We start from the raw sequence: 23,272 nt of genomic DNA, 5'->3' as shown, positions 1-23,272 counted from the left end.
ATGTGCCACCGACCGCAAGCAAAATTCCGCGGTGGCCGGCGGAGGATGCCTAAAATTCCAGCAAAGCCTGCCGGGTCAATAGGCGTAGGCGGTGAAGACCGGGTCGACCGAGCCGCCCCATTCGGTCTCGTAGCGGCGCAGCATCTCCGAGGCCTGGGTCTCGCCGCTGTCGGCGATGCGCTGCAGATCGTTGAGGAAGCCCTCCTCGGTGCCGCCGATGGCGTCCGTCCGGGCCCGGGCGGCCAGGCCCTGGCGGGCGATCGCCAGCACCCGCAGCGCCACGTCGCGCACCGTGCCGCCGCGGAACGGGGTGGCGAGGCCGAGGCGCGGCACATCGCGGCGCAGCGCCGCCCGCTCCTCGGTGGTCCAGTCCTTGACCAGGTCCCAGGCGGCGCCGAGCGCCGTGTCGTCATAGAGCAGCCCGACCCACAGCGCCGGCAGGGCGCACAGGCGCGACCACGGCCCGCCGTCGGCGCCGCGCATCTCCAGGTATCGCTTCAGCCGCACCTCGGGGAAGGCGGTGGTCAGGTGGTCGGCCCAATCGTTCAGGGTCGGCAGATGGCCGGGATGGACCGGCAGCTCGCCCTTGAGGAAGGCGCGGAAGCTGTGCCCGGCGGCGTCGATGTAGCGGCCGTCGCGGTAGACGAAGTACATCGGCACGTCGAGCAGGTAGTCGACATAGCGCTCGAAGCCGAAGCCGTCCTCGAACACGAAGGGCAGGTCGCCGGTGCGGTCGGGGTCGGTGTCGGTCCAGATGTGGCTGCGCAGGCTCTGGAACCCGTTCGGCCGGCCCTCGGTGAAGGGCGAGTTGGCGAACAGCGCCGTCGCCACCGGCTGCAGCGCCAGGCTGGTGCGGAACTTCTTCACCATGTCGGCTTCGGAGGCGAAGTCGAGATTGACCTGCACCGTGCAGGTGCGGGTCATCATGTCGAGGCCCAGCGATCCGCGCTTCGGCATGTAGTCGCGCATGATCTTGTAGCGGCCCTTGGGCATCCAGGGGATGTCCTCGCGCCGCCATTTCGGCTGGAAGCCGAGACCGATCATGCCGATGCCAAGCCGCTCCCCGACCCGCTTCACCTGGGCCAGGTGGTCGGCGACCTCGGCGCAGGTGTCGTGGATGCTGCGCAGCGGCGCGCCCGACAGCTCGACCTGGCCGCCCGGTTCCAGCGTCACCGAGGCCTTGCCGCGGGCCAGCGCGATCAGGTTGCCGTTCTCCTCCACCCGCTCCCAGCCGCAGCCGGCCAGGCCTTCGAGCACGGCGCGGATGCCGTCCGGCCCGTCATAGGGCAGCGGCTTCAGGTCCGACAGGCGAAAGGCGAACTTCTCGTGCTCGGTGCCAATGCGCCAGTCCTCGGGCGGCTTGGACCCGGCGGCGAGATAGTCGACGAGCTGCGCCTTGCTTTCGATCGGTGCGGCGCTGGCGCTCTGGGGACCGGACATGGGCGGGTACTCGGGTGTCGGAACGGTGGGTATCAGACGCGATGCGGCGGCCGGCCGCGCCCGTCGCCGGCCAGCGATTGCCAGACCGCGAGCGCGGCGATGGCCGCCGTGTCGGCGCGCAGGATACGGGGGCCGAGGCCGACGGGTCGAACAAATTCGTGACGAATCAGGGCGTCCAGCTCCGCCGGCGCGAAGCCGCCCTCCGGGCCGACCAGCAGCGCGGCGGGGCCGGATGCTTCCGCCGCGGCCTCGGCCAGGGGACGGGCCTCGCCGGCCTCGGCGCAGACCAGCAGGGTCCGCCCCGCCGGCCAGGCGGCCAGCAGGGCATCGAGCCCGACCGGGTCTCGCACCGCCGGCACGTCCAGCCGCTCGGATTGCTCGGCCGCCGCCACCGCATGGGCGCGCAGCCGGTCGAGATTGACGCGCTGGACGTCGGTGTAGCGGGTGAAGACCGGCTGCAGCACGGACGCGCCGAGCTCGGTCCCCTTCTCCACCACCGCGTCGACCGCATCCTTCTTCACCGGGGCGAAGCAGAGCCAGAGATCGGGCGCGGGGGCAGGCGGGCGGATCTGTTCATCCGCGACAGCGTGGCCGGCGTCCTTCCTGCCGAAGTTCCCGAGCCGTCCCCGCCACTCGCCATCGCGGCCGTTGAACAGGCGCACGCCGGCCCCGGCATCGAGACGCAGCACGCCGCGCAGATGGTGAGTCTGAGTGTCGGTCAGCGGGGCCGACTGCCCGGCCGCAAGCGGGGCATCGACGAACAAGCGGGTGCGCGGCAGGGCGTCGGAGGTCATGCGCGACGCTAGCCGCTGCCCGGCCGGCCGGCAACGGATCCTTGGGAGGAAAACGCCGGGATCAGGCCCGGCGCCGTTCCCTGGCCACCTGCTCGACGATCGCTTGGCGGTCCGGCATCCGGGCGCGGTTGCGGGCCGTGACCAGCTCGACGATCTCGGGCGCCGCGGTCTCGGGCCGGCCGGACTCGTAGGGCGGCGCCGGCGCGTATTCGAGGCCGAGCTGGATCGCCTTCGCCACCGTGTCGTCCGCCAGTTCGGCCGCCAATGTCAGGGCGAAGTCGATGCCGGCGGTGACGCCGCCGCCGGTGAAAATGTTGCCGTCGCGGACGACGCGGCCCGGATCGGGGATGGCGCCGAACAAGGCCAGCTGGTCGCGCCAGGCCCAGTGGCAGGCCGCCCGCCGCCCTTCCAGCAGCCCGGCGGCGGCGAGGATCAGCGATCCGGTGCACACCGAAGTGACGTAGCGGGCCGAGGCGGCGAGCCGGCGGATCTCGCCCAGATAGGCGTCGCTGCGCATCGCGTCGACGCAGCCGAAGCCGCCGGGCACGCACAGCACATCGCAGCGCTCGACGTCCTCCAGCCGGGCCAGGTTGGAGAAGGTCAGGCCGTCGACCGTGACCGGGTCGCCGCCGATCGAGGCGACGACGGTCCTGGCGCCGGGCAGCCGCGCCAGCACCTGGTGCGGGCCGGTGAAGTCGAGATGGGTGACGCCGGGATAGATCGGGAAGACGATGACGGTGTCCATGGCGGCCTCCGGGGCGGAATTGACAGCCGCAGTATCGTCGCGCAGGGTGACGTCCGAAACGACATAGTTCCCTCACTTACCGTCATGACGCGCACCATCGGCTTTCTCGTCTTCCCGGGGTTCAACATCCTCGACCTGTCGGGGCCGCTGGCGGCCTTCGACACCGCGTCGCGGGACCTGGCGCCGCCGCCCTACCGGCTGCAGGTGATCTCGGAGCAGGGCGGGGCGGTCGCGAGCTCCGCCGGCCTGCCGGTGCTGACCCGGCCCCTCGGCGACGAGCCGCTGGACACGCTGGTGGTCGCCGGCGGACGCGGCGTCCCGCAGGCGCTGGGATCGGCCCGGCTGCTGGCCTTCATCCGGGAAACGGCCGCGGCGCGGCGGGTGACCAGCGTCTGCTCCGGCGCCTTCCTCCTGGCCGCGGCCGGCCTGCTGGACGGGCGGCGCGCCACCACCCATTGGCAGCAGGCGGCGGCGCTGCAGCGCCTGCATCCGCGGGTGAAGGTCGAGGCCGACCGGATCTTCGTCAAGGACGGCCCGGTCTGGTCGTCGGCCGGGATCACCGCCGGGATCGACCTGGCGCTGGCGCTGATCGAGGAGGATCTCGGCGTCGACGCCGCCCGCGCCGTGGCCCGGACCCTGGTGGTCTATCACCGCCGTCCGGGCGGGCAGTCGCAGTTCTCCGCCCTGCTCGACCTCGCCCCGGCCAGCGAGCGGGTCCAGGCGGCGCTGAGCTTCGCGCGCGAGCATCTACGGGAGCCGCTGCCGGTCGACCGGCTGGCCGATGCGGCGTGCCTGAGCCCGCGCCAGTTCGGCCGCACCTTCCTGGCCGAAACCGGGCAGACCCCGGCCAAGGCGGTGGAAAGGCTGCGTGCCGAGGCAGCACGGCCGCGGGTCGAGGACGGCGCCGAACCGATCGAGGCGATCGCCCGCGACGTCGGCTTCACCGACCCGGAGCGGATGCGCCGGGCCTTCCTCCGCTGCTTCGGCCAGCCGCCGCAGGCGATGCGGCGTGGAAGGAGGGCCGCGGTGCCGGCAGCCGCCACGATCCGATAGCGCAAGCCGGCCCGCGAGCCCCCTTAAGAAGGCCGGCGCGGTGCTTTATTCTTCAGGAGATTTCAGAGACCGATTTGCAGGGGGATATCGAATGAGATGGAGATGGGTCGCCGGCGGAGTGGTCGCCATTGTCGTAGCCGTGGGCGCGTTCAATTGGTTTTCCGCGATAGCCCCACTGCGGTCCGCCCTATCGGACGATCCGCGCAACGAGGGATTATCGATCTGGGCCTATCATCGCCTAGGGGTTCTGCCGGGAGAGCTGGTCTTCGACGTGCGGGGCCTGGCGCCGCGCAACAGTGCCTCGGACGTCGTCCGCGTCCTGCTGCAATACGCCCGGGCGCAGAAGGGGTCGTCGTTCGATCACGTGACCCTGGCCTATCGCGGCGAGGCGCGCTTCCGGATCGACGGCCGATACTTCTCGAAGCTCGGCGCGGAATACGACTACCAAAACCCGCTCTACACCCTGCGGACCATGCCAGAGAACATCTACACGCCGGCCGGGCTTCGCGCCTATGACAGCTGGACGGGCGGAATTCTCGGCGTCACCGCCCGGCAGATGGAGGACCTGAACGACTTCACGCGCGATTGGTTCCTGCGTGACGAAGGACTGCGATGATCACCGGCTTTGTCCGGCACCACGGCTGCGGTACTGATGGACCATGACCAACACCGCCTCCGACATCCGGACCCAGAGCCGGCTTCTCCGCTGGGCGCCGCCCGGCGTCCGGCCCTATCTGACCCTGGCCCGGCTGGACCGGCCGAAGCCGGTGTTGCTGCTGCTCCTGCCCTGCTGGTGGGGGCTGGCGATGGCGCCCAGGCCGGCCGGCTTCGGCTGGACCGACCTCTGGTACGCCATCCTGTTCGGCATCGGCGCGCTGGTGATGCGCGGCGCCGGCTGCACCGTGAACGACATCCTGGACCGCGACTTCGACGGCCGGGTGGCGCGCACCCGCACCCGGCCGATCCCGAGCGGCGCGATCAGCCCGACCCAGGCGGTGCTGTTCCTGATCGCCCAGTTGCTGCTGGGCTTCCTGGTGCTGGTCCAGTTCAACAGCACCACCGTCGGGCTCGGCATCGCCTCGCTGCTGGTGGTCTTCACCTATCCGCTGATGAAGCGGGTCACCTGGTGGCCGCAATTCTTCCTGGGCCTGGCCTTCAACTGGGGCGCGCTGGTCGGCTGGACCGCGGTGACCGGCGAATTGGCCCTGCCCTCGCTGATCCTCTACGCCGCCGGCATCTGCTGGACGCTGGGCTACGACACGGTCTACGCGCTGCAGGACATCGAGGACGACGCTCGGATCGGCATCAAGTCGACCGCGCGCCTGTTCGGCGGCGCCGCGCGGCTCTGGGTCGCCGGCTTCTACGCGCTGACGGTGCTCGGCATCGGCGCCGCCGGCCTCCTGGCCGGGCTGGCGCCCCTGCCCTTCCTGCTGTGCCTCGCCGCCGGCGCGGCGCAGCTGGCCTGGCAGGTGGCGACGCTCGTCCCCGACCGGCCGGCCGACTGCCTGGTCAAGTTCAACTCGAACCGCTGGTTCGGCCTGCTGGTCCTGGCCGGGCTGGTCGCCGGGCGGGCCTTCGCCTGATCAGCCGCCGAGATATTTGGCGAGCGCGACGGCGTTGTTCTGCCGCTCGTCGCGGCTGGCATAGAGCAGCGTGACCCAGCCGTCCTTGCTCTTCTGCCGCAGGAAGGCCACCGCATTCGGATGGGCATCCAGCTCGGCATGGTAGCGGCGGCAGAATTCCGGCCACTTCTCCGGCTCCTGATGCACCCAGTGCCGCAGCTCGTCGCTCGGCGCCACGGTCTTGAGCCAGAGGTCGAGCGCCGCCTGTTCCTTGGTCAGGCCGCGCGGCCACAGCCGGTCGACCAGGACGCGGTAGCCGTCGCCCTCCTCGGGCGGGTCGTAGACGCGCTTGACCCGGATCATGAGCCGGCCCCGTCGCGCTTCGAAGCGTTCGGCGCGGGCTTTTTCCCGGGCTTCGGGTCCAGCCCGGCATAGGCCGGGTCGATCTCGTGCAAGTAACAAGGCGGGGAGCTACATTCCCCGATCTCGTCTTCGGCCGGGCCGCCCTTCGGCCGGGCCGGGGCATGGCGGGTCGCCATCTCGTCGTTTCCTCGTCTGCGGCGACGGTCCGTGCCGGCGCCGTTCCGCGAATCTTCCGCATTCCGGCGCCGGACATCAAGACTCCGTGGCTCATCGCCGCCTTGCAGGATAGGAAGGGCGGCCATGGACGACATCGATGCCTTCATCCGCGCCAACACGGCGCCGACCCGACCGCCGCTCTTGCCCGAGCTGGTGCTGCATCTCGCCACCGAGGTGACGCCGCTGTGGCAGGCGACGGAGGAGACGCTGCGCCGCACCGGCCTGCCGCCGCCCTATTGGGCCTTCGCCTGGGTCGGCGGCCAGGCGGTGGCGCGATATATCCTGGACCATCCGGACAGCGTCGCCGGCAAGCGGGTGTTCGACTTCGCCTCGGGCTCCGGCATCGTCGCCCTGGCCGCGGCCCGGGCCGGCGCGGCCGCGGTGACGGCGGCGGAGATCGACCGGATCGCCGTCGCGGCGATCCGCTTGAACGCGGCGGCCAATGGCTGCGCGGTCGCGGCGGACGGCGCCGACCGCATCGGCGACGCCCTGGACGGCGTCGACATCGTCTGCGCCGGGGACGTCTGCTACGAGAAGCCGATGTCGGACCGGGTCATGCCCTGGCTGCGGGCCATGGCGGGCGCCGGCAAGACCGTGCTGCTGGGCGATCCCGGCCGCGCCTACCGGCCGCAGGACGGGCTGGAGGAGATCGCCCGCCACCAGGTGCCGACCAGCGTCGAGATCGAGGACCGTGCCGTGCGCGAGGCCGTGGTGTGGCGGGTGCTGCCGGGCTGAAAACCACGGCCGGGCTCCTACTCGCGAGCCCGGCCCGGGAAATCAATTGGCGGGCGGCGCCGCCGGCGGCGGCGTTGACGGAGCCGCCGGGGCGGTTGCCGGAGGCGGCGTGACCGCGGGAGCGGCCGGCGCGGCCGGCGTCGTCGGGGCCGGAGTGGCCGGAGCGGCAGGCTCGGTCACCGCCGGGGCGGCGGGAGCCGCGGGCGGCTCCACCGGCGCAGCGGGAGTGGCCGGCGTGGCCGGAGCCGTGCTCGACGGGGCGGCGGGCTGGGCCGGAGTCGCGGGCGGCGTGCCGGTCTCGCCCGGAGCCGTCGCCGGCGGCACGGTGGTCTCGCCGCCCGGCGCCACGGGCGCGGTCTGGCCCGGGAGGGTCTCGGCCGGGGGCTGAGCCGGCGGCTCGGCCGCCTTCTTCGCGGCGGCCGCACGGCGGCCGGCGGCGCGGGCCAGATAGGCCCGGCGCGCCTCGTCCTTGTTGGCGTAGACGTCCGGATGGTCCACCGGCTGGCCGAATTCGTCCGGGAAGCGGGTGTAGTAGCCGATATAGACCGGGATCTCCTCCGGCAGCCTTTCGGTGTACATGCGGCCGGTGCGGATCTTCCGGTCGATCTCGTCGACGCTGACGCCGTCGGCCCAGGCCGCCAGTTCCCGGACCTGCTGGACCCGGATGCAACCATGGCTCAGCGCCCGCTTCTCGCGGCCGAAATAGCTCTTCTGCGGCGTATCGTGCAGATAGATCGCCTGGTCGTTGTCGAGCTCGAGCTTCAGCCGGCCGAGCGGGCTGCGCGGCCCCGACGGGATGTAGACGCTGGCCTCGTTGCGGACGATCGACGGCGTCGGGGTCCAGTCCGGGTTGTACTTGATCGCGTACATGTTCGACAGCAGCTCGGGCGTCGAGGTCCCCGGGGCGCCGACCACCACCTTGCTGCGCAGCACCGGGGCGCCGTCCTGGAAGGCGATCAGCTCATAGGACGGAATGTTCACCAGGATGAACTTGCCGCGCGTCGGGATCGCGACGTTGACGCCGGCATCGCGCATCGCCTGGACGAAGGGGGACGGGGGCGGCGGCGCAGGCTGCTCCGGCGCCGGCAGGCTGGCGGTCTGCTGCGTCCCGGCCGGCACGCAGGCGGCAAGCACCAGGATCGAGGCGACCGCCAGGGCGGCGCGGGCGATCGGCCCGCGATGACAGGGCGCACTCTTCGAACAGGCGGACATCACGAATTTCCCCTTCCGTCGCGGACGGCCGGGCAGTCGAACCCGGGGCCGTTGCATTCATTTAGTTGCCGGTACTCGGCCCGGCAATCGAAAGACTGCAGTGGCCCCACGAGTTCTTGCATCGCCGGTCGATATGGCAAAAAGGGGCGCTCCGAAGAGCGCCCCTCCACAATTCGACTTTTGGATGATCCGATCCCCGTGGTTCGCCCTTGGGCGAACCACAAACCATCAAGTTGTGGATCAAACCGGGCGCCGGAGGCGCCCGGTTTGATCCACGGGATCAGAAGTCCATGTCGCCCATGCCACCCATGCCGCCCATGCCGCCGGCCGGGGCCGCAGCGGCAGCCTTCTTCTCGACATGCTCGGCGACCATCGCCTCGGTGGTGATCAGCAGGCTGGCCACCGACGACGCGTTCTGCAGAGCCGCACGAACGACCTTGGTCGGATCGATGACGCCGGCCTTGATCAGGTCGCCGTACTCACCGGTCTGGGCATTGTAGCCCCAGTTCTTGTCGTTCTTGTCCTGCAGCTTGCCGACAACGATCGAGGCGTCGCCGCCCGCGTTGGTGACGATCTGACGGACCGGGGCCTGCAGGGCGCGGCGGATGATGTCGATGCCGACACGCTCGTCGTCGTTGTCCGGCTTGACCTTGTCCAGCGCCTTCGAGGCGTACAGCAGGGCGGTGCCGCCGCCCGGGACCACGCCTTCCTCGACCGCGGCGCGGGTCGCGTGCATCGCGTCGTCAACGCGATCCTTGCGCTCCTTCACCTCGACCTCGGTGGCGCCGCCGACGCGGATCACCGCGACGCCGCCCGCCAGCTTGGCCAGACGCTCCTGCAGCTTCTCGCGGTCGTAGTCCGAGGAGGTCTCCTCGATCTGCGCCCGGATCTGGTTGCAGCGGCCCTCGATCTCCTTCTTGGCGCCGGCGCCGTCGACGATCGTGGTCTCTTCCTTGGCGATCACGACCTTCTTGGCGCGGCCCAGCATGTCGAGCGTGACGCTCTCGAGCTTGATGCCGAGATCCTCGGAGATCACCTGGCCGCCGGTCAGGATGGCCATGTCCTCGAGCATCGCCTTGCGGCGATCGCCGAAGCCCGGGGCCTTGACCGCCGCGACCTTCAGGCCGCCGCGCAGCTTGTTGACCACGAGGGTGGCCAGGGCTTCGCCCTCGACGTCCTCGGCGATGATCAGCAGCGGCTTGCCCGACTGCACCACCGCCTCGAGCACCGGCAGCATGGCCTGCAGGTTCGACAGCTTCTTCTCATGCAGGAGGATGTACGGGCTCTCGAGCTCCGCGATCATCTTCTCGGCATTGGTGATGAAGTACGGCGACAGGTAGCCGCGGTCGAACTGCATGCCCTCGACGACTTCGAGCTCGGTGTCGAGGCTCTTCGCCTCCTCGACCGTGATCACGCCCTCGTTGCCGACCTTCTCCATGGCCTTCGCGATCATCTCGCCGATGTCGCGCTCGCCATTGGCGGAGATGGTGCCGACCTGGGCGACCTCGGCGTTGGTCTTGATGACCTTCGACCGGGTCTTGAGGTCACCGACGACGGCCTCGACCGCCTTGTCGATGCCGCGCTTCAGGTCCATCGGGTTCAGGCCGGCGGCGACGGCCTTGACGCCCTCGCGCACGATCGACTGGGCCAGAACGGTCGCGGTGGTGGTGCCGTCACCGGCCAGGTCGTTGGTCTTCGACGCGACCTCGCGCACCATCTGCGCGCCCATGTTCTCGAACTTGTCGGAGAGCTCGATCTCCTTGGCCACGGTCACGCCGTCCTTGGTGATCCGCGGCGCGCCGAACGACTTGTCGATCACGACGTTGCGGCCCTTCGGGCCCAGGGTGACCTTGACCGCATCGGCCAGGATGTCGACGCCGCGCAGCATGCGGGAGCGGGCGTCGAGCGAGAACTTCACGTCCTTCGCAGCCATCTCTCTATTCCTTATCTATCGGGATTCCGGTGAAGGCGACGGGGCGGATCAGGCCGCCTTGGCCGACTTCTTCACGGTGATGATGCCGAGGATGTCGCTCTCCTTCATGATCAGGAGATCCTGACCGTCGAGCTTGACCTCGGTGCCGGACCACTTGCCGAACAGGATGCGGTCGCCGGCCTTGACATCCAGCGGCTGCAGCTTGCCGGCCTCGTCGCGGACGCCCGCGCCGACCGAGATCACCTCGCCCTCCTGGGGCTTCTCCTTGGCGGTGTCCGGGATGATGATCCCACCGGCAGTCTTTTCGTTCTGCTCGATGCGGCGCACCAGCACACGGTCGTGCAGGGGACGGAATTGCATCGTTCGCTCTCCCACTCTCTCGTTTCGAGATCTGCGTTCAGGGCCTGCCCCGGCCGGTCGTTAGCACTCTCGGCCGGTGAGTGCTACGCATTTAAGGGGAGCGCGAAAACCGGTCAAGGCCCGTGCGAAGATTCTCTTCCCTAGCGGAACAGCGCGGGCAGCCAGAGCGACAGGGACGGGATGTAGGTCACCGCCAGCAGCACCGCGATCGAGGCGCCGAAGAACGGCCAGATCGTGCGCATCGCCTGGCGGATCGAGATCTTGCCGACGGCGCAGCCGACGAACAGCACCGACCCGACCGGCGGCGTGTTCAGCCCGATGCCGGCGTTGAGGATCAGGATCACGCCGAAATGCACCGGGTCGATGCCGAAGGCCTTGACCACCGGCAGCAGCACCGGGGTGCAGATGATGATCATCGGCGCCATGTCCATGAAGGTGCCGAGCAGCAGCAGCGCGACGTTGATCAAGAGCAGCACCACCAGCGGGTCGCTGGAGATGGCGTTGATCGCCTGCACCGTCGCGGTCTGCACCTGCAGCAGCGCCATCAGCCAGCCGAAGGCGCCGGCGGCGCCGATCACCAGCAGCACCATCGCGGTGGTGCGGACGGCGCCCTGCACCGCCTCGACGAAGCCGCGCCAGTCCAGCTCGCGATAGACCAGCAGCGCCACCAGCAGGGCGTAGATCACCGCGATGCAGGAGCTTTCGGTCGCAGTGAAGATGCCGGAGCGGACGCCGCCGAAGATGATGCCGATCAGCAGCAGCCCCGGCAGCGCCACCACCAGGTAGCGGCCGACGGCGCGCAGCCCGGGGAACGGATCCGACGGATAGCCGCGGCGGCGGGCGACGACATAGGCGGTCACCATCAGAGCGGCGGCGAGCAGCAGCCCCGGCACGATGCCGGCGGTGAACAGGTCGGCGATCGAGACGTTGCCGCCCGCCGCGATCGAATAGAGGATCATGTTGTGCGACGGCGGGATCATCAAGGCGATGATCGCCGAGTTCACGGTGACGTTGACGGCGTAGTCGCGGTCGTAGCCGCGGGCCGCCATCTGCGGGATCATCAGCCCGCCGATCGCCGAGGCGTCGGCCACGGCCGAGCCGGAGATGCCGCCGAACAGGGTCGAGGCGACGACATTGACCTGGCCCAGGCCGCCGCGCAGGTGGCCGACCAGGCTGGCGGCGAAGCGGATCAGCCGCTCGGCGATGCCGCCACGGATCATCAGGTCGCCGGCGAAGATGAAGAACGGGATCGCCATCATGGCGAAGGCGTTCATGCCGGAATTGATCTGCTGGAACACCACCACCGGCGGCAGGCCCATATAGACCACCGTCGCCAGCGAGGCGATGCCGAGGCAGAAGGCGATCGGCGTGCCCATCAGCAGCAGCAGCGTGAAGCTGCCGAACAGGATCCACAGCTCCATCACGCCAGCTCCCGCACGCCGTCGACCGCCGCCTCGTGCTCGAGGCCCGCGGCGAGCTCCACCAGCCGTTCCGCTGCGAACAGCGCGATCAGCACGCCGCCGATGATCAGCGGGATGAAATCGAAGCCGCCCGGCAGGTCGAGCACCGGGATGGTCGCGGTCCAGGTCCCGATCGCGAGCTGGACCGAATACCAGGCCATGGCGATGCCGAAGCCGAGGATCAGCAGCAGGTTCACCGCCTCCAGCACCCGGCCGAGCGCCGCCGGCAGCGCCTGCTGCAGCAGGTCGAGGCCGAGATGGAAGCTCTCGCGCACGCCGACCGCGGCGCCGAGCAGGATGAACCAGCCCATCAGCTGCAGGGTCAGCGGCTCGGCCCAGCTCGGCGTGTCGTTCAGCACGTAGCGGGCGAAGACCTGCCATCCGACCGTGGCGGTCATCCCCACCATGCCGATTCCGGCCAGCCACAGGGCGCCGGTGGACAGGACGCCGAGGATCCGGCGCAGCACATTCAGGACCGATGCCATCCCGGCCGAACTCCCATGACTCGGAACAGGGCCGCCCCGCGCGGCAGCGCGGGGCCGGAGGTGCGAAGCTGCTTACTGGACCGCGCGGATGCGCTCGACCAGCGACTTCATCGCGTCGCTGGTGATGAACTTGTCGTAGACCGGGCCCATCGCGGCGCTGAACGAGGCCTTGTCGACGGTGATGACCTCGGCGCCGCCGGCCCGCACCTTCTCCTCCGACTGCTTCTCGCGCGCGGTCCACAGCTCGCGCATCTTGGCCACCGACTCCCTGGCCGCCTGGCGCAGCAGCGCCTGGTCGTCGGGCGTGAGCCGGTCCCAGGAGATCTTGGAGATCACCAGCACCTCGGGCGTCAGCGAATGCTCGGTCAGGGTGTAGTGCTTCGCCACCTCGAAATGGCGCGAGGATTCGTAGGACGGCCAGTTGTTCTCAGCCCCGTCGACCACGCCGGTCTCCAGCGACGAATAGACCTCGCCGAAGGGCATCGGCGTCGGGTTGGCGCCGAAGGCCTGCATCATCGCGATCCACAGGTCCGACTGCTGGACCCGGATCTTCAGCCCTTTCATGTCGTCGATCGACCGGATCGCCGTCTTGGTGGTGTAGAAGGAGCGCGCGCCGGAATCGTAGAACGCCAGCCCGACCAGCCCGTGCGGCTCGAACGCCTTCAGGATCTCGTCGCCGATCGGGCCGTCCATCACCTTGTGCATGTGGTCGACCGACCGGAACAGGAAGGGCAGGCCCAGCACCTGCGTCTCCGGCACCAGGTTGTTGAACGGCGCCGTGTTCACCCGGTTCATGTCGATCACGCCGAACCGGGTCTGCTCGATCGTGTCCTTCTCGGCGCCGAGTTGGGCGTTGTTGAAGACCTGGATCTTGATCCGGCCGCCGGTGCGCTGCTCCATCAGCTCGCCGAGATACTTGACCGCCTCGACCGTCGGATAGCCGTCGGGATGGATGTCGGCCGAGCGCAGCGTCTGCGCCGAGGCCGGAAGCGCCGCCAGCGACAGCGCCGCGCCCAGGACCAATGCCGCGATGGATTTCACGAACGCCTCCCCCTTGCTTCCGCCTGGTATGATCAGGCTCGCGTCTAGTATGGTAAGAATGAGCCTAGTATGGTAGTTGACTTGATGCAATATCCCTCGCGAGCTTGATCCGCATGGCGCCGCTCGATCTCCTCGACCAGACCACCAGCATCGCCCGGCTGATCGAGCTGGAGATCCGCAAGGCCATCGTCACCCTGGCCATGAAGCCCGGCGCGCCGTTGTCGGAGCAGGAGATCGCCGTCCGCTACGGCGTGTCGCGGCAGCCGGTGCGCGAGGCCTTCATCGCCCTCGCCCGCTCCGGCCTGGTCGAGGTGCTGCCGCGGCGCGGCACCTTCGTGGTCAAGATCTCGATCGAACGGATGCTGGAAGCCCGGTTCATCCGCGAATCGCTGGAGAGCGCGGTGGTGCGGCGCGCCTGCGAGCGCTTCGACGCCCGGATCCGCACCCGCATCGACTTCCATCTCGAAGCCCAGGAGGCGGCGGCCGCGGCCGGAGAGCATTACGAGTTCCAGCGCGCCGACGAAGCCTTCCACGCGGCGATCGCCGAGGGCGCCGGCTGCCCGTCTGCCTGGACCGTGATCGAGGACCTGAAGGCGCATATGGACCGCGTCTGCCATCTGACGCTGCCCTCGGCCTCGTCCCTGCCGGCGCTGATCGCGCAGCACCGCACCATCCTGGCGGCGATCGACCGGCGCGACCCGGACGGCGCCGAGGCGGCGCTGCGGGCGCATCTGTCGGAGATCCTGCGGGCTTTGCCGACGGTGCAGCGCGAGCACCGCGACCTGTTCGCCTGAGCCGGCGCCGATCTGGCAGCACTCCTGCCAGAGCGCTGCTAACATATTGATTTCCTTAGATATACTCTTGCCCGCATCGGAAATCCACATCACATTTGCTTCATAGACCGGGCGCGCAAGCCCGGCCGTGCGGAAGGAAAGGGACGGTGACGGAATGACCGATCTGGAACGTCAGCTGCAGGGTTACCGCCTGACCACGGCGGAGATTCTCTACCACCTGCCCGATCATCCTGGGCTGCTGCAGAGCTTCGTGTGGCAGAAGCTCGATCTCGCCCCGCGCTTCCCGGAGCTGCATCGCTTCCTCGACTTCTGGACCCACAACATCGAGGGCAAGCTGCACTCGGTCCGGGTCGCGTCCACCAGCGTGGTCAAGCCGAGCGATCTGCGGCTCTGCGCCGCCGAGTTCCGGCTGCACTGAAATCTCGAAGAGGAGAAGCAGGCCGGCGGCGGGGCGCTTATGCCCCGCCGCCGCCCGTGACCAGGAGGGGGGGATCCGGTCACGGGGTCCTGCATCGCACGGCTGCGGCGGGGAGGGACTCCGCCGGGGCCGCCGAGGCCCGCCCGCTGTCGGGCGACCGGAGCCGCTCGCGAACCAGCGCCGTTGGGGCCTCCCTCTCCTAACAATGCGGTCCCCGATCGGTTCCCGGGGAATCGTCCCGCCTCGCCTTCCCGCTTCGGCCGCGCGGCGCCCATGCGCCGGCCGCGGATGACGCCCGCCGTCCCGTCTTGCTAACCTCCGGCCCGAATGCAGGGAGAGGTCAGCGTGGACGGACATATGGCGGCGGGTCTTCTGGGCGGCATCCGGCCCGACATCGCGCAGCTGCCGGAGAGCGGCATCGTCGAGGTGGTCAATGCCGGGCGCGGCAAGCCCGACCTGATCCCGCTCTGGGTCGGCGAAGGCGACCGGCCGACGCCAGCCTTCATCGCCGAGGCGGCGAACCGCGCCCTCCTCGAAGGCCAGACCTTCTACACCTGGCAGCGCGGCATCCCGCCGCTGCGCGAGGCCCTGGCCGGCTATGTCGGCCGGATCGCCGGGACCACCGTGTCTCCAGGCCGGATCTACGTCACGGTCGGCGGCATGCAGGCGATCATGATGACCATGCAGGCGCTGGTCGGGCCGGGCGACGAGGTGGTCCTGCCCGCCCCGGTCTGGCCGAACATCTTCAGCGCCGTCGAGATCGCCGGCGGCCGCACCGTGCCGGTGCCGATCGGGGTCGAGAACGGCCGCTGGCGGCTGGACCTGGACCGGCTGTTCGCCGCCTGCGGACCGCGCACCCGCGCCCTGTTCCTGAACAGCCCGGGCAACCCGACCGGCTGGACCCTGACGGCGGAGGAGCAGAAGGCCATCCTCGACTTCTGTCGCGCCCGCGGCATCTGGATCGTCGCCGACGAGGTCTATGCCCGCTTCGTCTACGACCGCCCCGTGGCGCCGTCCTTCCTGTCGATCGCCGCGCCGGAGGACCGGCTGGTGGTGGTCAACACCTTCTCCAAGAACTGGGCGATGACCGGCTGGCGCATCGGCTGGGTGGTGGCGTCGGAGGAGCTGGGGCAGGTCTATGAGAACCTGCAGCAGTTCAACACCTCGGGCGTGCCGACCTTCCTGCAATACGGGGCGGTCGCCGCGATCGAGCAGGGCGAGCCCTTCATCCAGAGCCAGGTGGACCGCTGCCGCACCGCGCGCGACCTGGTGATCGGCCGGCTGTCCGAATCGCCGCGGGTCCGGCTGACCCGCCCGGACGGCGCCTTCTACCTGTTCTTCCGGGTCGAGGGCGAGCCCGACAGCCGGGCCCTGGCGCTGCGGCTGCTGCACGAGGCCAATGTCGGCCTCGCCCCCGGCTCGGCCTTCGGGCTCGGCGGCGAGGGCCATCTGCGGCTGTGCTTCGCCGGGTCGGTCGAGCGGCTGGAGACCGCGATGGACCGGCTGCTGCCCGCGCTGTCGTGACACGCCTGCCATGATCGGGGGCCTGCGGTGAACCGGGCGCTGCTGCAGCGCCTGGTCCCCAACACCCTCGCGGCCGCGACCGAGGGCCGGCAGCGCGCCGATATCGGCCCTTTCGCGCTGTTCGTCTCCGACGCCAGCGACGACCCGATCCAGAGCTTCGCCGTGCCGGTCGCCCCGGCGCCGGACTGGCGCCCGGCGGTGGCCGAGTTGCAGCAGGCCTTCGACGCCGCCGGCCGGCGCTTCCGCGTCGAGTTCTTCCGCGAGCTGCACCCTGCCTTGTCGCCGACGCTCTACGCCATGGGCTATGAGCGGGAGATGGAAGCGCCGCTGATGGTCCTGCATCGCGACGCCTACCGGCCCGGCTCGGACGATCCGGCCCGGCTGCTGGCAGCGGAAGACGAGGCCGCGATCGATGGGCTGATGCTGGTCCAGCGTGAGGCCTTCGACCAGCCGCTGGACGATGCCGGCGAGGCGGATTTCCGCGTCCGGCTGCGGCAGGGTCTGACCCGCGGCAGCCGGCGGGCCGCCCTTGCCCGGCTCGACGGCGTTCCGGCCGCCAGCGGGCTGCTGCTGATCGGCGGCGACACGGCCGAGCTGGCGGCTGTGGGCACCCGGCCGGCCTTCCGCCGCCGCGGCCTGGCCGAGGCGGTGTGCCGCCGGCTGCTCGAGGCCTATTTTGCCGGCGACGACCTGGTCTGGCTGTCGGCCGCGGCGGGGGCGGAGCCGCTCTATGCCAAGCTCGGGTTCCGCCCGGTCGGCACCCAGCTGAACTTCGGCAACCCACGGACAAAATGAGCAAGAGAACGACGCGGCGCCGCCGGTCGGCGGATCCCCTGACCCAGATGGTCGAGATGACCGTTGCAGCCGGGCATACGATCGGACACCGCAGCCTGATGCTGGCGCAGGCCGCCGGCGACCCGGTGGCGTTGCGCCATCCCGAATTCACCCGCATGGTGACCGAGAAAATGGCGGTCGCGGTCGAGACCGGCGCCGAGATGACGCGCCGGCTGGCGGAGTCGCAATGGGGTTGGGTCGGCTGGTTCGGCGTCCAGGCGCAGCTTGGCGCCGTCGTGCTGGCGGCCAACCCGGCGACTGCATGGCAGCACTGGCTGACGGCGAGCACGGGTCAGGCCGCGGCAATCGGCCAGCGGCTGATGGCGGATGCCGCCGCCCTGGCCGATGCCGGCTTGGCCCCTGCCCATCGCGTCGCCTCGGCCAATGCCAGGCGGCTGAGGCGGAAGAAGCGATAGCAGCGGATCCGTTACCGGCGGCGCCGGTCGCCGCTGGACAAATCCCTGAGCGCGTGGATTGCTGGCGGCGTCCAAAGAGGAGCCGCCGCCATGTCGCTCGACCTGTGGTTCGCCTTCCTGCTCGCCGCCGGCATCGTCCTGATCATCCCCGGGCCGACCGTCACCCTGGTGCTTTCCTATGCGCTGGGCCGTGGCCGGTCCCATGCCTGGTGGATCGTCGCGGGCGTCGCGCTCGGCGACCTGACGGCGATGACCCTGTCGATGCTGGGGCTGGGCGCCCTCTTGGCCGCCTCGGCCACCGCCTTCACCGTGCTGAAATGGATCGGCGCTGCCTATCTGGTCTATCTCGGCGTCAAGCTGTGGCGCGCCGCGCCCAAGGCGGACGGCCTGGCGGCGCCGGAGGCCGGGCGCTCGCCCCGCTCCATGCTGCTGCACGCCTTCGCCGTGACCGCGCTGAACCCGAAGAGCATCGTCTTCTTCGTCGCCTTCCTGCCGCAGTTCGTGCATCCGGAGATGCCGCTGCTGCCGCAGATGGCGGTGCTGGAGGGCACCTTCGTCACCCTCGCCGCGCTGAACGCCGCCGCCTATGCCTGGGTCGGGGCGCGGCTGCGCGACACCATCGGCCGGCCCTCGGTGCTGCGCCTGATCAACCGGGCCGGCGCCGGCGTGCTGGTCGCCGCCGGCTTCGCCACCGCCGCCTGGAACCGGGCGAACTAGCCGGCCAGCCCCTCGGCCCCGCGCAAGGCGCCGACCGTCACGCCGCGCCGGGTCTTGATCTCGGGCGCCAGCCAGCGGCCGGCGATCTCCGGGTCGGCGTCGTCCAGCGCGCCGATCCGCTTCAGGATCGCGGCCATGGCGACATTCGCCGCGCGCTCCGCCCCGTCCTCGATCTTGAGCGCCACGCCGAGGCCGTATTCCGGCAGGGCGGCGCAGAACACGCCTTCGGCCCCGACCTTGGTCATCACCCGGCCGCGGCAGGCCTGCATGATCTCGGTGTCGAAGCGCCCCGTGCCGGCCACCAGGAAAGGCTCGGCCGCCCAGGCCTTGCGGATGCGCAGCACCGCGTCGCGGCGCTTCCCGGGCAGGTCGTCTGGATCGGCGATCCGGGCCATGGCGAAGGCCAGGCCTTCCAGAGGGATGGCGACGGTCGGGATCGAGCAGCCATCGGCCGCCCAGGGGGCGTCGCCCAGGCCGCAGCCGGTCATCTGCTCGAGCACGCCGAGGATGCGCTGCTGCACCGGGTGATCATAGCGGATGTATCCCTGGGTCTTCTCGCCGAGATGCACCGCGGTGGTCAGGAAGCCGGTGTGCTTGCCGGAGCAGTTGTTGTGCAGGGCCGAGGGGTGCTCGTGGCGGCACAGCAGCGCATGGGCCGAGCCCTCGTGGAACGGCAGGTGGGTGCCGCATTCGAGGTCGGATTCGGACAGGCCGATCTTCGCCAGCCAGGCGGCCACCCGTTCGACATGGCCCGGCTCGCCGCCATGCGAGGCGCAGGCCAGAGCCAGCTCCTCGTCGCCCAGGCCGAAGGCATCGGCGGCACCGCTCTCGACCAGCGGGATCGCCTGCAGCGACTTGATCGCCGATCGGGCATAGACCGGCCGGCCGGTATCGCCCCATTGGCCGTGCACCCCGCCGTTGCGGTCGACGATCAGGGCGCTGCCGCGATGGCGGCTCTCCACCACCGAGCCGCGGGTGACCTCGACCAGGATCGGCGCGCCGCCGGCGGCGAGATCAGCGGTCCCGGTGGCGGGGCCGTGGGCGTGCGCGTGGTCGTGATGATGATGGTCGGTCATGGTCGTCTCGGCAGGGTCAGCGGGGCCGGTTCCGGCGCGCACCTTGCCCTTCCGCCCGGCGCGGGGCAAGGTCGCAGCCGGACGACACGGACGGGACCCGGATGAAAGGCTATTTCGCGATCGGCTGCGAGGGCATCAGCAAGCCGATGAATGTGGGAGCGCTGCTGCGCACCGGCCATGCCTTCGGCGCGGCCTTCTGCTTCACCGTGGCGCCGGTGGCCGAGACGGTGGATTTCGGCTGGAGCGACACCTCCAGCGCCGCCGGCACGGTGCCGCTCTACACCTACCCCGACGTCGCCTCGCTGACATTGCCGCAGGGCTGCTCGCTGGTCGGCATCGAGCTGATGGCCGACTCCGTCGCACTGCCGAGCTTCCGCCATCCGCGCCGGGCGGTCTATGTGCTGGGATCGGAGCGGGGCGGCCTGTCGCGTGAGATGATCGCGCGCTGCGACCATATCGTGCAGATCCCGACCCGCTTCTCGCTGAACCTGTCCCTGGCCGGGGCGCTGGTGATGTATGACCGGCTGATCTCGCTGGGCCGCTTCGCGCCGCGCCCGATCATGCCCGGCGGCCCGACCGAGGAGCTGCCGCCGCATGTCCATGGCGGCCCGATCGTGGGAGAGGGCTGAGCCCACCGCAGGTCATCGGCCGCGGGCCAGCAGCGCCGCTAACGCCCCGGTATCGTGATAAAATGGCAAGCCGTCGATCAGCAGATCGTCCCTGAACCGCAGGACCTCGGCAAAGGGCTGGCTGATCGCTTCGCCGCTGCCACGCGCGGTCAGGTTCAGCGTGCAGGTCATGAACACGGTGTCGCCGCTGCGGATCGCTTCCATCCGCTCCACTCCGACATCGCTCCAGACCTCCCGCATCCTGCGGAACAAAGCCCCGATTCCTGCAAAGCCCCTCCAGTCCCCGGCATAGGGCAGCGATTGCGGTTCATGCACCACGACATCCGGATGGAAGGCGACCGCGAGGGCGCCGGGGTCCTCCGTCTCCGCGGTCAGGAACGCCATCTCCACCGCGAACATGCGGTCGAGAAGCTGCATGGCGGAATGCCGGTCGCCGGATTGGAGGTCCATTCTCTTCCCCTATGGCTGGTCCGATCGGCCGCGCGGGCGCGGCCCGGATCGTCAGCCTGGGGATCGAATCGGCAGTTGCCTGCCCGTTTCTTGCTTTGAGCTACGCGCCCGACGCCAGCATCGACCGCACGGTCGAGGCCAGGGCGTCGGCGGCGTAGGGCTTGCGCAGGGTGGGCAGGTCGGCCGGCACCCCGTCCTCGACGCCGTAGCCGGTGGTGAACAGCACCTTCAGCGACGGCCGCTCGCGCCGCACCTGGGCGGCCAGCTCGGCCCCGGTCATGCCCGGCAGGCCGACATCGGTGATCATCAGGTCGAATTCGCCGCCGTCGAGCAGGCGCAGCGCCTCGGGCCCGTCCGCCGCCTCGGCGACATCGAAGCCGCCATCGACCAGGGCCTCCACGGCGAGGAGACGCACCAGCACGTCGTCCTCGACCAGCAACACACGTCCGCCACACATCGGTCAGCTGTTCGCTTCTTTCTCGTTCCCTGGCCGATTCATGGCGGCAAACCGGCCCGGGGGCAACCCTTCATCCGCCGCGTCAGTGGATCGTCGTTCCGGACGGGACCGCATGGGCGGCGGCCTCCGGCGGCGGGACCTGCCCGGCGACCGCGGGCAGCACGATGCCGCCATCCTGAAGGGCGTCCGCCACCGCGGCGAAAGGCAGGCCGCACAGCCGGGTGGCGGCCGGCGTCAGGATGGCGCGGGCCAGGAACGGCGCCCACAGCGTCTCGCCCTGCTGGTGCAGCGCCACGATGTCGAGCAGCAGCCGCTCATCCTCCGTCACCTGCCGGCAGCGCGGGCAGTTCACCTGGATGGTGCGGCCGGCGCCGTTGGCGATGAAGCCCATCAGGTCGTCCACCGCCTCGGCCGCCGCCGGGGCGCCTTCGTTGCGGAAGGCGGTGCGGAGGTTGGCGATCACGGGAATGCCGTGGCGGTGGCCGGCGACCCAGGCGCGGATCGCCCACAGCACCAGCGTCTCGGCCCGGGTCAGCGGCGGCGCGCCCGTCTGATCACCATGGGCATCGTCGCAGTCATGCGCCCCGTCGCTCATGACAGCGCCGCCCGGACCAGGCCGAAGGACGCCTGGTTGGCCGGCATCCGCAGCGGCCGCGGCGGCGCGGCCGGCCGCTGCAGCATCACCCCCGCTTCGGCCAGGAGGCCGCCGAGCTCGGCGCACAGGCCGGCGGCGGCGCGGCAGGCGGCCGGCGACAGCATGCCGCGCAGCATCAGCGTGCCCGACACGCCCGACTGGCCGATCGCGACCAGATCCAGGATCCGGCGCTCGTCTTCGGTGACGGTGAAGGCGCAGGGCACCCCGATCTGCACCCGCCGCTCGGCGCCGAAGCCGATGATGCGGGTCAGAAGGCCGATCCGCTCCGCCGCCGCTTCGGCGCCGACCTTGCGGAAGGCCAGCAGCACCGGATGGTCGGTCGGCGCCCCGGTCTTCAGCCCGACGACGCTGAGCCGCATCGCCCACAGCAGCAGTTGTTCGGCAAAGGGCAGGGCGCGGCGGTCGCTCGGCTCGGTGATCTGGTCCTCGTCCATTCTGGACTCTCCGTGTGAACGGTCGGTCCATTTGAGAACGATTATCAATCGCGAATCAAGCCCTCTCGTGTCTCCACCTGTATCCGCCTCGCCATCCGGCCTCGGCCCAAGCCGGGCCGGGCCGGGACGAGGCTCCGCTTCGGAAGAGCGTCAGACCGAAGGGGCGGGACGCGGAGCGATCAGCGCGAACAGCCGGCGGTTGAACAGCCTGGCCAGCCCGACGAGCAGCGCGATCGAGCCGCCGTGCCAGATCAGCACCATGATCGTGGTGTCGAGCGGATGAAACAGCGACACGCCGCAGGAGACGAGGGCCGATGCAGCCAGCATCCCGGTGACGATGGTGGCGGTCGGCCGCACCGACCCCGCGAAGCGCAGCATCACCACCAGCAGCCCCCAGAGCGGAATGCTCACCATCAGGATGTTCGTGAAACAGCGGAAGCTGGTGCCGAGGACAAAGCCGTCCGGGCCGAAGCGGATCCAGTCGGTCAGGCAGCCATAGCCCATCGAGGCCAACCAGAAGACCAGCCCCGGAACCGGCAGCAGAGCCCAGCGCCGCGACCGGTCGGGCAGGCTGACATGGAAGGCGGCGATGGCGGCGAGGATGCCGGTCAGCATCGCGCCGGCCCATTCGAGCTGGTAGGAGGTCTCCGCCATCTCCTCCATCCGCTCGTGCCGGACGCCTTTCAGCGCGACCACGGCGGCGATCACGGCGGCGGCGATCAGCAGCCACAGTGCCGCCCGCAGCATTGGCGGCCGCAACGGGCGGACCGGCCGGGCATCGGCGGCAAGTTGCGCGATCAGATCTTCGGTGCGAGTCCGCTCCGTCTCCGTCATTTCGGCCCCAACGCCCCCTTCAGCGCCTTCAGCGCACGATGCATCGCGACCTTCAGCGCCGGCACCGACGCGCCGCTGGCCGCCGACGCCTCCTTCAGCGACATGTCCTTCAGCTTCAGCAGCTCCACCGCCTGGCGCTGGCCCGGCGGCAGCTCCGCGATCGCGCGGCGCAGCGCGATCGAATCGGCCTCCATCCCCAACTCGTTCGTTTCGGGGGCGGCAAAGGTTTCCTGGAACGGCTCGATCGCCGTCTCGCGGCCGGTGGTGCGGATCTGGATCCGCACGCGGTCGACGATCCGCCGGCGCGCGATCGCCACCAGCCAAGGCTGGAAGGGCCGGGCCGAATCATAGGTCCGGCGGATGCTGTGCAGGGTCAGCAGCACGTCCTGCACCGCATCCTCGGCATCGGCCGGGCGGTGCAGCGACCGGCGGGCCAGCGCCCGCAGATAGGGGGTGATCTCGATCAGCAGCCGGTGATAGGCGGCCCGGTCGCCCGCCTGCGCCGCGACCATCAGCGCCGACCAGCCGACATCCCGCCTCACGCCGGACGGGCTGTCCTCGTCGGGCGGGCTCATGGCTGGGGTCGGCGGGGCAATCCGGACATCGGCGCCGAGACTAGGGCTGCGGCCGGTGGC

At 70.3% G+C, this 23,272-nt stretch carries 28 protein-coding genes; 11 read left to right on the top strand and 17 right to left on the bottom strand.

Features of this window, described 5'->3' with window-relative positions; genetic code table 11:
* Window positions 1-75: 75 nt before the first annotated feature.
* From LG391_RS11570 to LG391_RS11560, 3 genes are all read right to left on the bottom strand, one after another.
* Entirely contained in the window at window positions 76-1,440 is a 1,365-nt protein-coding gene (locus tag LG391_RS11570; RefSeq protein ID WP_225768166.1) for a glutamate--cysteine ligase, read from the bottom strand.
* Window positions 1,441-1,472: 32 nt separating this feature from the next.
* Window positions 1,473-2,234, bottom strand: coding sequence for a 16S rRNA (uracil(1498)-N(3))-methyltransferase (locus LG391_RS11565; protein ID WP_225768165.1), 762 nt, complete (start codon window positions 2,232-2,234; stop codon window positions 1,473-1,475).
* A 61-nt stretch (window positions 2,235-2,295) separates the two neighbouring features.
* Complete coding sequence (locus LG391_RS11560; RefSeq protein WP_225768164.1) at window positions 2,296-2,979, bottom strand: DJ-1/PfpI family protein; 684 nt, start codon at window positions 2,977-2,979, stop codon at window positions 2,296-2,298.
* A gap of 84 nt (window positions 2,980-3,063) precedes the next feature.
* On the opposite strand from LG391_RS11560, the gene LG391_RS11555 reads away from it, so the two are divergent.
* The 3 genes from LG391_RS11555 (at window position 3,064) to ubiA (ending at window position 5,615) form a co-directional block, all read left to right on the top strand.
* Complete coding sequence (locus LG391_RS11555) at window positions 3,064-4,032, top strand: GlxA family transcriptional regulator (RefSeq protein WP_225768163.1); 969 nt, start codon at window positions 3,064-3,066, stop codon at window positions 4,030-4,032.
* A 91-nt stretch (window positions 4,033-4,123) separates the two neighbouring features.
* Window positions 4,124-4,648, top strand: a complete 525-nt coding sequence (locus LG391_RS11550; RefSeq protein ID WP_225768162.1) for a hypothetical protein — start codon at window positions 4,124-4,126, stop codon at window positions 4,646-4,648.
* Between the two features lie 43 nt (window positions 4,649-4,691).
* Complete coding sequence (ubiA, locus tag LG391_RS11545; protein WP_225768161.1) at window positions 4,692-5,615, top strand: 4-hydroxybenzoate octaprenyltransferase; 924 nt, start codon at window positions 4,692-4,694, stop codon at window positions 5,613-5,615.
* On the opposite strand, the gene LG391_RS11540 is transcribed toward ubiA, so the two are convergent.
* A complete protein-coding gene (locus LG391_RS11540; protein WP_225768160.1) occupies window positions 5,616-5,957 on the bottom strand; it encodes a DUF488 domain-containing protein in 342 nt (113 codons plus the stop codon). It lies immediately after the preceding gene.
* 300 nt (window positions 5,958-6,257) lie between these two features.
* Here LG391_RS11540 and LG391_RS11535 point away from each other — a divergent pair, with 300 nt between their 5' ends.
* Window positions 6,258-6,908 carry a methyltransferase gene (locus LG391_RS11535; protein ID WP_225768159.1) on the top strand — a complete coding sequence of 217 codons (651 nt, stop codon included), beginning with the start codon at window positions 6,258-6,260 and terminating at the stop codon, window positions 6,906-6,908.
* A gap of 42 nt (window positions 6,909-6,950) precedes the next feature.
* Here LG391_RS11535 and LG391_RS11530 read toward each other — a convergent pair whose 3' ends face one another.
* The 6 genes from LG391_RS11530 to LG391_RS11505 all read right to left on the bottom strand — a co-directional run bounded on the left by LG391_RS11530 (window position 6,951) and on the right by LG391_RS11505 (window position 13,399).
* Window positions 6,951-8,120: a L,D-transpeptidase family protein gene (locus LG391_RS11530; protein ID WP_225768158.1), complete on the bottom strand. Its 1,170-nt coding sequence runs from the start codon at window positions 8,118-8,120 to the stop codon at window positions 6,951-6,953.
* Window positions 8,121-8,400: 280 nt separating this feature from the next.
* On the bottom strand, window positions 8,401-10,053 hold the full coding sequence (gene groL / locus LG391_RS11525; protein ID WP_225768157.1) for a chaperonin GroEL: 1,653 nt from the start codon (window positions 10,051-10,053) through the stop codon (window positions 8,401-8,403).
* Between the two features lie 48 nt (window positions 10,054-10,101).
* Window positions 10,102-10,413, bottom strand: coding sequence for a co-chaperone GroES (gene groES, locus LG391_RS11520; protein WP_225768156.1), 312 nt, complete (start codon window positions 10,411-10,413; stop codon window positions 10,102-10,104).
* 140 nt (window positions 10,414-10,553) lie between these two features.
* Entirely contained in the window at window positions 10,554-11,834 is a 1,281-nt protein-coding gene (locus LG391_RS11515) for a TRAP transporter large permease (protein WP_225768155.1), read from the bottom strand.
* On the bottom strand, window positions 11,834-12,358 hold the full coding sequence (locus LG391_RS11510) for a TRAP transporter small permease (protein WP_225768154.1): 525 nt from the start codon (window positions 12,356-12,358) through the stop codon (window positions 11,834-11,836). Before LG391_RS11510 ends, LG391_RS11515 begins: the two co-directional genes overlap by 1 nt.
* A gap of 72 nt (window positions 12,359-12,430) precedes the next feature.
* Window positions 12,431-13,399, bottom strand: a complete 969-nt coding sequence (locus tag LG391_RS11505) for a TRAP transporter substrate-binding protein (RefSeq protein WP_225768153.1) — start codon at window positions 13,397-13,399, stop codon at window positions 12,431-12,433.
* A 113-nt stretch (window positions 13,400-13,512) separates the two neighbouring features.
* Here LG391_RS11505 and LG391_RS11500 point away from each other — a divergent pair, with 113 nt between their 5' ends.
* The 6 genes from LG391_RS11500 (at window position 13,513) to LG391_RS11475 (ending at window position 18,102) form a co-directional block, all read left to right on the top strand.
* Window positions 13,513-14,193 carry a GntR family transcriptional regulator gene (locus LG391_RS11500; RefSeq protein WP_225768152.1) on the top strand — a complete coding sequence of 227 codons (681 nt, stop codon included), beginning with the start codon at window positions 13,513-13,515 and terminating at the stop codon, window positions 14,191-14,193.
* Between the two features lie 154 nt (window positions 14,194-14,347).
* Window positions 14,348-14,611: an usg protein gene (locus LG391_RS11495; protein WP_225768151.1), complete on the top strand. Its 264-nt coding sequence runs from the start codon at window positions 14,348-14,350 to the stop codon at window positions 14,609-14,611.
* Window positions 14,612-14,968: 357 nt separating this feature from the next.
* Complete coding sequence (locus tag LG391_RS11490; RefSeq protein WP_225768150.1) at window positions 14,969-16,135, top strand: pyridoxal phosphate-dependent aminotransferase; 1,167 nt, start codon at window positions 14,969-14,971, stop codon at window positions 16,133-16,135.
* A gap of 27 nt (window positions 16,136-16,162) precedes the next feature.
* A complete protein-coding gene (locus LG391_RS11485; protein WP_225768149.1) occupies window positions 16,163-16,930 on the top strand; it encodes a GNAT family N-acetyltransferase in 768 nt (255 codons plus the stop codon).
* Window positions 16,927-17,385 carry a hypothetical protein gene (locus tag LG391_RS11480; protein ID WP_225768148.1) on the top strand — a complete coding sequence of 153 codons (459 nt, stop codon included), beginning with the start codon at window positions 16,927-16,929 and terminating at the stop codon, window positions 17,383-17,385. The genes LG391_RS11485 and LG391_RS11480 overlap by 4 nt, the downstream gene beginning before the upstream one ends.
* 90 nt (window positions 17,386-17,475) lie before the next feature.
* On the top strand, window positions 17,476-18,102 hold the full coding sequence (locus LG391_RS11475) for a LysE family translocator (RefSeq protein ID WP_225768147.1): 627 nt from the start codon (window positions 17,476-17,478) through the stop codon (window positions 18,100-18,102).
* On the opposite strand, the gene LG391_RS11470 is transcribed toward LG391_RS11475, so the two are convergent.
* A complete protein-coding gene (locus LG391_RS11470) occupies window positions 18,099-19,178 on the bottom strand; it encodes an asparaginase (RefSeq protein ID WP_225768146.1) in 1,080 nt (359 codons plus the stop codon). The two genes, LG391_RS11475 and LG391_RS11470, sit on opposite strands and share 4 nt — an antisense overlap.
* A 101-nt stretch (window positions 19,179-19,279) precedes the next feature.
* Here LG391_RS11470 and LG391_RS11465 point away from each other — a divergent pair, with 101 nt between their 5' ends.
* Window positions 19,280-19,807 carry an RNA methyltransferase gene (locus LG391_RS11465; RefSeq protein ID WP_225768145.1) on the top strand — a complete coding sequence of 176 codons (528 nt, stop codon included), beginning with the start codon at window positions 19,280-19,282 and terminating at the stop codon, window positions 19,805-19,807.
* 12 nt (window positions 19,808-19,819) lie between these two features.
* Here the strand turns inward: LG391_RS11465 and LG391_RS11460 are convergent, their stop codons facing one another.
* The 6 genes from LG391_RS11460 to LG391_RS11435 all read right to left on the bottom strand — a co-directional run bounded on the left by LG391_RS11460 (window position 19,820) and on the right by LG391_RS11435 (window position 23,212).
* The gene (locus LG391_RS11460; protein WP_225768144.1) at window positions 19,820-20,224 is read right to left on the bottom strand and encodes a nuclear transport factor 2 family protein; all 405 of its coding nucleotides are present in this window, start codon (window positions 20,222-20,224) and stop codon (window positions 19,820-19,822) included.
* Window positions 20,225-20,357: 133 nt separating this feature from the next.
* Window positions 20,358-20,714: a response regulator gene (locus LG391_RS11455; protein WP_225768143.1), complete on the bottom strand. Its 357-nt coding sequence runs from the start codon at window positions 20,712-20,714 to the stop codon at window positions 20,358-20,360.
* An 82-nt stretch (window positions 20,715-20,796) separates the two neighbouring features.
* On the bottom strand, window positions 20,797-21,309 hold the full coding sequence (locus LG391_RS11450; RefSeq protein WP_225768142.1) for a hypothetical protein: 513 nt from the start codon (window positions 21,307-21,309) through the stop codon (window positions 20,797-20,799).
* Window positions 21,306-21,803 (bottom strand): hypothetical protein, encoded by a 498-nt coding sequence (locus LG391_RS11445; RefSeq protein ID WP_225768141.1) that lies wholly within the window; start codon window positions 21,801-21,803, stop codon window positions 21,306-21,308. The genes LG391_RS11450 and LG391_RS11445 overlap by 4 nt, the downstream gene beginning before the upstream one ends.
* Before the next feature lie 150 nt (window positions 21,804-21,953).
* Entirely contained in the window at window positions 21,954-22,637 is a 684-nt protein-coding gene (locus LG391_RS11440; protein ID WP_225768140.1) for an NrsF family protein, read from the bottom strand.
* Window positions 22,634-23,212 (bottom strand): sigma-70 family RNA polymerase sigma factor, encoded by a 579-nt coding sequence (locus LG391_RS11435; RefSeq protein WP_225768139.1) that lies wholly within the window; start codon window positions 23,210-23,212, stop codon window positions 22,634-22,636. Before LG391_RS11435 ends, LG391_RS11440 begins: the two co-directional genes overlap by 4 nt.
* Window positions 23,213-23,272 lie beyond the last annotated feature (60 nt).

This window comes from Inquilinus sp. Marseille-Q2685 (genome assembly GCF_916619195.1).
GTDB lineage: Bacteria > Pseudomonadota > Alphaproteobacteria > DSM-16000 > Inquilinaceae > Inquilinus.
The sequence above is the reverse complement of the archived record's forward strand: the minus strand, read 5'-3'. Positions and strand labels throughout refer to the sequence as shown.

Excerpts from the sequence above, each read along its gene's own strand:
- LG391_RS11570 (WP_225768166.1), bottom strand. The coding sequence starts at position 1,440 with ATGTCCGGTCCCCAGAGCGCCAGCGCCGCACCGATCGAAAGCAAGGCG.
- LG391_RS11565 (WP_225768165.1), bottom strand. The coding sequence starts at position 2,234 with ATGACCTCCGACGCCCTGCCGCGCACCCGCTTGTTCGTCGATGCCCCG.
- LG391_RS11560 (WP_225768164.1), bottom strand. The coding sequence starts at position 2,979 with ATGGACACCGTCATCGTCTTCCCGATCTATCCCGGCGTCACCCATCTC.
- LG391_RS11555 (WP_225768163.1), top strand. The coding sequence starts at position 3,064 with ATGACGCGCACCATCGGCTTTCTCGTCTTCCCGGGGTTCAACATCCTC.
- LG391_RS11550 (WP_225768162.1), top strand. The coding sequence starts at position 4,124 with ATGAGATGGAGATGGGTCGCCGGCGGAGTGGTCGCCATTGTCGTAGCC.
- ubiA (WP_225768161.1), top strand. The coding sequence starts at position 4,692 with ATGACCAACACCGCCTCCGACATCCGGACCCAGAGCCGGCTTCTCCGC.
- LG391_RS11540 (WP_225768160.1), bottom strand. The coding sequence starts at position 5,957 with ATGATCCGGGTCAAGCGCGTCTACGACCCGCCCGAGGAGGGCGACGGC.
- LG391_RS11535 (WP_225768159.1), top strand. The coding sequence starts at position 6,258 with ATGGACGACATCGATGCCTTCATCCGCGCCAACACGGCGCCGACCCGA.
- LG391_RS11530 (WP_225768158.1), bottom strand. The coding sequence starts at position 8,120 with ATGTCCGCCTGTTCGAAGAGTGCGCCCTGTCATCGCGGGCCGATCGCC.
- groL (WP_225768157.1), bottom strand. The coding sequence starts at position 10,053 with ATGGCTGCGAAGGACGTGAAGTTCTCGCTCGACGCCCGCTCCCGCATG.
- groES (WP_225768156.1), bottom strand. The coding sequence starts at position 10,413 with ATGCAATTCCGTCCCCTGCACGACCGTGTGCTGGTGCGCCGCATCGAG.
- LG391_RS11515 (WP_225768155.1), bottom strand. The coding sequence starts at position 11,834 with ATGGAGCTGTGGATCCTGTTCGGCAGCTTCACGCTGCTGCTGCTGATG.
- LG391_RS11510 (WP_225768154.1), bottom strand. The coding sequence starts at position 12,358 with ATGGCATCGGTCCTGAATGTGCTGCGCCGGATCCTCGGCGTCCTGTCC.
- LG391_RS11500 (WP_225768152.1), top strand. The coding sequence starts at position 13,513 with ATGGCGCCGCTCGATCTCCTCGACCAGACCACCAGCATCGCCCGGCTG.
- LG391_RS11495 (WP_225768151.1), top strand. The coding sequence starts at position 14,348 with ATGACCGATCTGGAACGTCAGCTGCAGGGTTACCGCCTGACCACGGCG.
- LG391_RS11490 (WP_225768150.1), top strand. The coding sequence starts at position 14,969 with ATGGCGGCGGGTCTTCTGGGCGGCATCCGGCCCGACATCGCGCAGCTG.
- LG391_RS11480 (WP_225768148.1), top strand. The coding sequence starts at position 16,927 with ATGAGCAAGAGAACGACGCGGCGCCGCCGGTCGGCGGATCCCCTGACC.
- LG391_RS11475 (WP_225768147.1), top strand. The coding sequence starts at position 17,476 with ATGTCGCTCGACCTGTGGTTCGCCTTCCTGCTCGCCGCCGGCATCGTC.
- LG391_RS11470 (WP_225768146.1), bottom strand. The coding sequence starts at position 19,178 with ATGACCGACCATCATCATCACGACCACGCGCACGCCCACGGCCCCGCC.
- LG391_RS11465 (WP_225768145.1), top strand. The coding sequence starts at position 19,280 with ATGAAAGGCTATTTCGCGATCGGCTGCGAGGGCATCAGCAAGCCGATG.
- LG391_RS11460 (WP_225768144.1), bottom strand. The coding sequence starts at position 20,224 with ATGCAGCTTCTCGACCGCATGTTCGCGGTGGAGATGGCGTTCCTGACC.
- LG391_RS11455 (WP_225768143.1), bottom strand. The coding sequence starts at position 20,714 with ATGTGTGGCGGACGTGTGTTGCTGGTCGAGGACGACGTGCTGGTGCGT.
- LG391_RS11450 (WP_225768142.1), bottom strand. The coding sequence starts at position 21,309 with ATGAGCGACGGGGCGCATGACTGCGACGATGCCCATGGTGATCAGACG.
- LG391_RS11445 (WP_225768141.1), bottom strand. The coding sequence starts at position 21,803 with ATGGACGAGGACCAGATCACCGAGCCGAGCGACCGCCGCGCCCTGCCC.
- LG391_RS11440 (WP_225768140.1), bottom strand. The coding sequence starts at position 22,637 with ATGACGGAGACGGAGCGGACTCGCACCGAAGATCTGATCGCGCAACTT.
- LG391_RS11435 (WP_225768139.1), bottom strand. The coding sequence starts at position 23,212 with ATGAGCCCGCCCGACGAGGACAGCCCGTCCGGCGTGAGGCGGGATGTC.